Below are 6,866 nucleotides of genomic sequence, written 5' to 3' on the forward strand. Positions count from 1 at the left end.
AGGGGCGCTCTGCGGGGGGGAAGGGCCGCTGCTACGCCGACAGCATGCGCTGCACCGCCTGCTGCGTGCGGTATTCGCCGGGCGACAGCCCGAAATGCCGCCGGAACGTGCGGTTGAAGTGCGGCACGTCGTTGAACCCATACCGGAAGGCGATTTCGCCGACGGGCCGGGGCGCGCCCGGGGCGCACAGCTCGCGCGCGCAGCGCTGCAGGCGCTGGGCGATGAGCGTCTGGGCGAAGGACATGCCGCTGGGCTCGAAGAGTTTGTGCAGGTAGCGCGGCGAGACGCGGAAGTACGCGGCCACCTGGGCCACGCACAGCTCGGGGTCGTTCAGGCGCGCCTCGATGTGGCGCACGATAGCCGCATGGAGGGCCTGGCGCACGGCTGGGACACCGCGCTCCCGCGCTTCGGCGGTTGCACCCACTGCCATCGACAGAAGCGATACGAGCTGATGCACGATCAGCTCGCGTCCTTCGTCGCCCACGTCTTCGGGGCAAGTTTGCAGTCCCCGGATCATGCTCACCGCCAGTTGGCCCATGCCGCTGCGGGTAAGGTCGATAGCGGTGCAGTCGTCAGGCTGCCGAAGCAGGGGGCGTAGCAGTCTCTGGGGGATGTGTACGCCTGGCCCTTGCGGCCCATCCTGAAAAACCGCTTCAAAGGGCCGCATGACGTCGACCATGTACAGCGAATTGGGATAGGTGCTGATTTCACGCCCGCCCTGACGCCACACGTTGCCATTGGACAATGGGGCCAAGACCACGTAGCTATCGTAAGGCTGACGGTTGATCTCCGACGTGCCACGAATCATGGTCTGCGGGCATGAGCTGGTGGAGCAGACGGTGATGTCGCCGAAGCGGCGCGATTCGATCCGACTGGGGAAGGGCCTGTGCCAAGCGTCTCTCGGCACCACTGGCGTGGTCACCGCGTATGCTTCGCACAGCGCTTGATGCCAATAGTCGTATTGCTCCCGCGGGGGGAGTCCTTCGTTCGTCCAGATTTCCATCCTCACCCCCTGCTGATGTCTTTCTGCGCGCGCCTCGGCCCCCGGCCCTCCCTGGCCCCGGTGCGTAGGCCGGGGTTTTGACGCCTTCGTGATGATGCGCCGGTCATGCACGAAACGACAAGGCGGGCGGCGCGAAAGCGCAACACCGTTGCGCGCACGCGCCGCATCATCCCGGGCCTCCCCCACGGATGCCGCGATGGCATGCGCCCTGCGGCTTCCGCCGCCGCAGCGCGACGGCCGGGCGGGCGTTTTTCAGGAGACTGAGTTGATCATCGGCTACGCACGCGTTTCGACGGAAGAACAGAATTTGGCATTGCAGGTGCAGGCGCTGCAGGCCTGCGGCTGTACGCGCATCTATACCGACCATGGCATCTCGGGCACGGCCCGCTCGCGCCCCGGGCTGGACAAGGCGCTGCGGCGCCTGCGCCCGGGCGGCAAGCTGGTGGTGTGGCGGCTGGACCGGCTGGGGCGCTCGCTGGTGCACCTGGTCAAGATGCTGGATCAGCTGGGCCACCGCAACGTGCGCTTCCACTCGGTCACCGAGAGCATCGACACCACGTCGTCGGGCGGCCTGCTGCTGTTCCACATGATGGCGGCGCTGGCGGAGTTCGAGCGCAACCTGATCAGCGAGCGCACCCGCGCCGGCATGGCCGCCGCGCGGCACGAGGGCAAGCGCCTGGGCCGCCTGCCGTCGCTGACGCCGCAGCAGTGCGGGCTGGCCTGCCACCTGCGCGAGGCGCACGGCTGGTCCACCCGCGAGGTCGCCACGCACTTCGGGGTGCATCCGCGCACGTTGCGGCGCCTGATCGCGCAGTGCTGCCCCGACGGGCCGCTGCCCACCGAGGCCTACCGTGCCGACTGCCCGGTCTGCGAGGAAATGGAGGTGATGGGGCCGCACCCCCGCCCGGCATGCTGCCCACTGGTGCGGGAGGCCGATGGGGCGTTGGCGGAGGATGCAACGTGCGTGATGGCGGAGGGCGCGGCGTGTGCGCTGGATGTGCCGGCGGCGCGGTACGTTCGTCACGCTCCGGCGGCGCTGGCGCGATGATGGCGGCAATGTTGGCGAGCGTGAGCCATAGCACGAGCGCGTCCATGACGATCAGACGGACTCGCCGAACTGGCGTCCGATGTCCCGCGACATCCGGGTTTACCGCATTACCGCGGCTATTTGCTGTCCGGCCGCAGCTCAATCAGCGGGCGCGGCGGTCATGTGCCGCCTATGCTGCAGCGAGCAGCGTGACCTAAATTTATAGCAAACCCCGGATTTAGGACAAATCACTGATCGGACCTAGTGACACATATAACTGTCCATCGTCAGTTGGCCATGGAAACATGCCCATCGTCCATAAAAGCCGCTCCACATGCCGCGAAAGGGCAAGGATATTTTCGACTGTGAACTGATCGTCCCCATCATAGAGACGACGTAAGTCGTATCCAAAAAGCTCAAGCCAATCCTGAAGTCCTTGTACTTTTAAACTCTCCGGAAGCCAGCCCCCCGGCAGCAGTTCCTGCGTTGGACGTCCATCCCTGTGTCCGAGCCATTCGGCCGCATGATCGAGAAATGAAGAGACGTGCATAAGCGCTGCATCAAGGAGTAGATCCATATTTTGATCATCAAGGTATGCCTGCCTTGCAGTTCGAATCTCTTGGCGGGCGGAGAGCAAGCTATCCACGCACAACGTGGCATACCGTTCGCCAGCATTGCTATCGGCAAAAGCACTAGTTCGCGCTGCAAAATACCTCCCAGGGCATGCTCCCGTTGCGACGTGAAGTCGACCCGACATGATGTCGAAAGGCATGCTGGGCACAACGGGCAGGCGCTGCTCGTACATCGGACCATGTGCGACGTTTGCCAACATAATAACGAGGATATGCAAAGCCCAGGCCCCGCCCTCATCGGTTGCCTCCAATAGCCCTTTGGCAATGCATGCATCAAATACTATATGCTCCTTGCGAATGCCCTCACGGATGACGTGAACGCACTTTGCGACGGCTTGACCATAAATTCGAGGACGGGTTTTGTCCGGCTGCAGAGTTGGATCACCCCTATCCAAATTCTCCAAAGCCCCCGCATAGTCTGATGCAAAAGTGACACCATCCAGCGTCGAAAGTGGCAAGTCGCGCCCTACTTCATGAGCAACTGCCTGCATGACAGTACCAAGCCTATCCATGATCTCAGCATCGCCAAACCCAAGACACGAAACGGAGAAGCTAAAGCTGTTTGCATGGCTAACTGACGCCGTGAACTTATTGTCGGGCACGCCAATTGGTAGGGGCACATCCCCCGGCCGGACTTTGACCAGCGCCTCATCGGCAAGCCGCTTGATCGCGAGTGAGCATCGCTGCCCTATCAAACCCGCAAGATCTGCAGCTTCATGGGCGTGGCGGGCAATGAAGAAATTATCACTGCACGCAGCACTCGCCTCGTTGATCTTGCCAATATCAAGATCTATTGAATCATTACTTGAACCCACGAGCAGTAAATCGTGAGCAATAGGCAATATTATGATATCCGGCGTGTGCTCTTTTAAAATCAAGGGTACAAACGATTCCTCTCCAGTCTTCGACAGTGCGATGCAGTCCGGCAGAATAGCACCAACAACGCGGTGTGTGCGCCAATAAAGACGCGCCAATTCTTCTTCCCAACGCGTTGTTTTAGCCGTGCGCAAGGCGCTATTGTGAGCATCACGTATTGCGGAAGGGAGTGTCTCGCCCAACTTGTCCAAAGCTTCGAGAACTACCGGCAAATAAGATGCGTAGCTTTCATTGAATGACTCGCGGAGCCAAAAGGCCACTGCTCTTCTAGCAAAAGGACGTGGCAGCAGCTGGTCTAATTGAGATGATTTCAATTCCTGATCGATGACAGACATGGCCTGACCCATATCAATGCCATCCAGACCAAGCAGGTCGCGCATCTGGCCGGAATCAGCCGATAATTCCGAAATTTTTTCCAAAATCTGCGCAGTGCCATTCAAGAAAACCGAACGTACATGAGCGGTCCTCAAGGTAAGATGCGTCGTAATTCGGGCAGGGATTGTTGGATCGACCATACCACCCAGGGGTACCTGTCGTATCGCACTGATATCAGCTTGAATGCTACTTTCAAGTGACGTAATAAGGTCGTCGAGGGTCTCCTCACCTGATATTGAGAGCTTCGAGTAGAAGTATTCCCCAACCCCTACATCTCTTATGACGACAAGACGCGCGGCGACACCTTTTCGGTGCAGCCATGTTCGCTCGGCATCATCCGTCCGCTCAGCTAAAAATCCGCGCTGAAGAAACCTCGGAATGTAGTGTTGCCGTCTTCCTGCCATGCCGCCCCCGTGATCATCTTGTTTGAGCGAAGATTGTCGCCAGCACGGGCTTTGCGCATGGCACCACAGTAGTCATCGCCGTGACGTGATTGTCCAGAACAGTATCTCCCTCCAAAGATACAACAGACCACGAACCCCGCCCTTAGAACGCAGTGCAATCGAAAGGCAACGAAGCCGTCCGATCTCCCACGACTTCCCGCCGCCGGGCACCGTCCTGGCGAGTTGCTGCCCTAGCCGTTGCTCGATCACTTGCTTTCACGGCACCAAGCTGACCCCCTGACGTCGTCGAGCATCGCGTTGCGTCCGCTGACGAATAAGAACGAGCGCCGGTAGACGCCTGCCACGCGCTGCACCTGTATCACGTCAACCTGTGCCGACATCCCACTGGCCTGCTTGAGCAGCGCCCTGCCCGTTGCAGCAGCCACCAGCTTCCCGCAGGTCAGGATGAGAAATTCTTCTAGGGCAATGGCGGAATCCGCGCGCTCGTTCGTCTTGCATGGACTCCATCAGACTAAGAGTTCATCGCCATGCCGACCCACCCTTCCGACGAACGCGCCGAACGCCTCCACAAGGCTGCGGGCCACGCACATGCGCTCACGACGATGCTCGTCTCCTAGTACGCCGTGCCGCCTGCGCAGCGCGGCAGCGTGCTGGGTGAAGGCCACCTGCTCAACATCCTGGAGGTGCTTCAGCAGTCGACGCAGGAGCTGGTCACGGAACTGCGGCGTGGAACGTGACTGCGTACAGAGGTACCGGTAACGTGGAAGAACGGGCGCCATCAGAGCAAGGAACCGCAGGAGGCCCTGCCCTACCCCACTGACGGCCCGCGCTGCCGCCCGACGTCCCAGGACACTCCGCCACCGCGCACCGTGGCGGCCAGCTGCTGCCCCAACTGGTGTTCGATCACCGGCTTCCACGGCACCAGGCTGAATCCCCGGCCGTCGTCGAGCATGGCGTAGCGCCCGCTGGCGAGCATCACCGATCGCCGATAGATGCCCGCCACGCGCTGCCCGTCGGCGACGGGCCGATGCTCCAGGCCGGTGTCGGCGGCGATGTCTTTGGCGGCCTGCGCCACTTCCCGATTGCGCAGCGTCGCCAGCAGGTTGCGGGCGAGGATGACGCGCTGACCGCGCCGCTCGGCCAGCCCCTGCTCGGCCAGGAAGTCGGCGCGCTGCTGTAGGGCCTGCCTGGCGTCGGCGCCGAAGCCCAGCTCGCCCAGCCCTTTGCCGCCGCCGATCAACTGCTGATCGAGCCAGGTGGCGCCGATCACGCGCGCCTGCCGCTCGATGGGAAGATGGGATTTCAGCTCCACGGCCACGCCGCCCAACCGCTGGGCGTCGTACTGGCGCCCGCGCTCGGCCAGGTCGTCCGGCACCTTCCACAGCCCTTCGGCCACGCGTTCCACGATGCCGGCGCGGCGCAGGGCTTCCAGCCGGCGGACGTGCGCCGCCACGACCTCCTGCGGGTCGCGGCCGGCCTGGGCGCGGCCCTGCGCGATCGCCAGATGGTGATCGGTGCGGTACAGGCCATCGCTGGCCAGAGCGGCGATGGTCTTGTCGGCGGCCCGCACTTCGGCGGAACCGCGCACTTCCACCACCGCGCCGGCCGGATAGTTCGCCAATTCGTCGCGGGCGCTCAGTGCGACGTAGTGGGCCTTGCCGTCCACCCCGTCGATGACGAGATAGCCACGGTCGTGCAGTTCGTCGGCCAGCCCCTTGGCGGCCACGCGGCCGACGATGGGCGGGACGTTCTCGCCCGGCTCGAACACGGCCAGTTCGCGTGGCTGGCCGCCCATCGCCCGCTGCAGGGTGCGGACGATGTCGCCGCGCTCGCCCATCGCGCGCAGGGTGGGTTCGGCGCGGGGATGGATCGTCCACACGCCGGGTTCGCTTTCTTTCGCCAGGTCCATGCGCTGCAGGTGCTGCAGGCGGCCAATCAGCAACTGGCGCTGGCGCTTCAGGCGGGGAATGGCGTCGAGCCGTTCGGTGCGCAGCACCCGGCCATGGGTGGCCTCGCGTTGCAAGGTGCGATCCAGGCTGGTCCAGCGCTCCTGCGCCACCTCGCGGGCCAGTGCCTGCTGGATCTCCCGTTCGGTGCGTGGCCCCAGCCATTCGGTCGCCAGTTCCGCGGCCCGCGCGCGCATGCCCTGGCTGATGTAGTCGGGGGAGATGATGAGGTCGCGGCCCGCCTCATCCTTGCCGCGCAGGACGACATGGGTGTGCGGGTTGTCGGTATTCCAGTGATCCGCCGCGACCCAGTCCAGCCGCGTGCCCAGGTCGGCCTCCATGCGGGCCATCAGGTGGCGGGTGTAGGTGCGCAGGTCGTCGAGCTGCTCGGCGTCCTCGGGCGAGACGATGAAGCGGAACTGGTGCCGGTCCTCACGCCCTCGCGCCTCGAAGGCGGCGGTGTCGGCCGCGTCGGTCGCCGGGCCATACGCCTGGCCCGGCTCACCCGTGCGCCCCACGCCTTCACGCTCGATGTAGCGCAGGTGCGTCTGCGTGGAGCGCGGCCCGGCCTTGGCGAGCTGGACCAGCCGTGCCTTGATGGTC

Annotated in this window: 4 protein-coding genes and 1 pseudogene; 1 reads left to right on the top strand and 4 read right to left on the bottom strand. The window is 63.5% G+C overall.

Going from position 1 to position 6,866, the window contains the following annotated elements:
- Positions 1 to 31: 31 nt before the first annotated feature.
- Complete coding sequence (locus D588_RS26845) at positions 32 to 1,003, bottom strand: helix-turn-helix domain-containing protein (protein WP_081613604.1); 972 nt, start codon at positions 1,001 to 1,003, stop codon at positions 32 to 34.
- A gap of 148 nt (positions 1,004 to 1,151) precedes the next feature.
- Between D588_RS26845 and D588_RS25515 the strand changes: the two genes are divergently transcribed.
- Positions 1,152 to 2,051 (top strand): recombinase family protein, encoded by a 900-nt coding sequence (locus tag D588_RS25515; protein WP_198526789.1) that lies wholly within the window; start codon positions 1,152 to 1,154, stop codon positions 2,049 to 2,051.
- A gap of 217 nt (positions 2,052 to 2,268) precedes the next feature.
- Here D588_RS25515 and D588_RS28025 read toward each other — a convergent pair whose 3' ends face one another.
- The 3 genes and pseudogenes from D588_RS28025 to D588_RS0119445 form a co-directional block, all read right to left on the bottom strand.
- Positions 2,269 to 4,317, bottom strand: a complete 2,049-nt coding sequence (locus tag D588_RS28025; RefSeq protein WP_157836496.1) for a hypothetical protein — start codon at positions 4,315 to 4,317, stop codon at positions 2,269 to 2,271.
- Positions 4,318 to 4,473: 156 nt separating this feature from the next.
- Positions 4,474 to 4,667, bottom strand: a pseudogene (locus D588_RS28625) (DUF3363 domain-containing protein); the annotation flags it as partial.
- Positions 4,668 to 5,125: 458 nt separating this feature from the next.
- The coding region (locus D588_RS0119445; protein WP_017917176.1) for a relaxase/mobilization nuclease and DUF3363 domain-containing protein at positions 5,126 to 6,866 on the bottom strand (1,741 nt) is incomplete at its 5' end.

It is taken from the genome of Xanthomonas sp. SHU 308, from assembly GCF_000364645.1.
GTDB lineage: Bacteria > Pseudomonadota > Gammaproteobacteria > Xanthomonadales > Xanthomonadaceae > Xanthomonas_A > Xanthomonas_A sontii.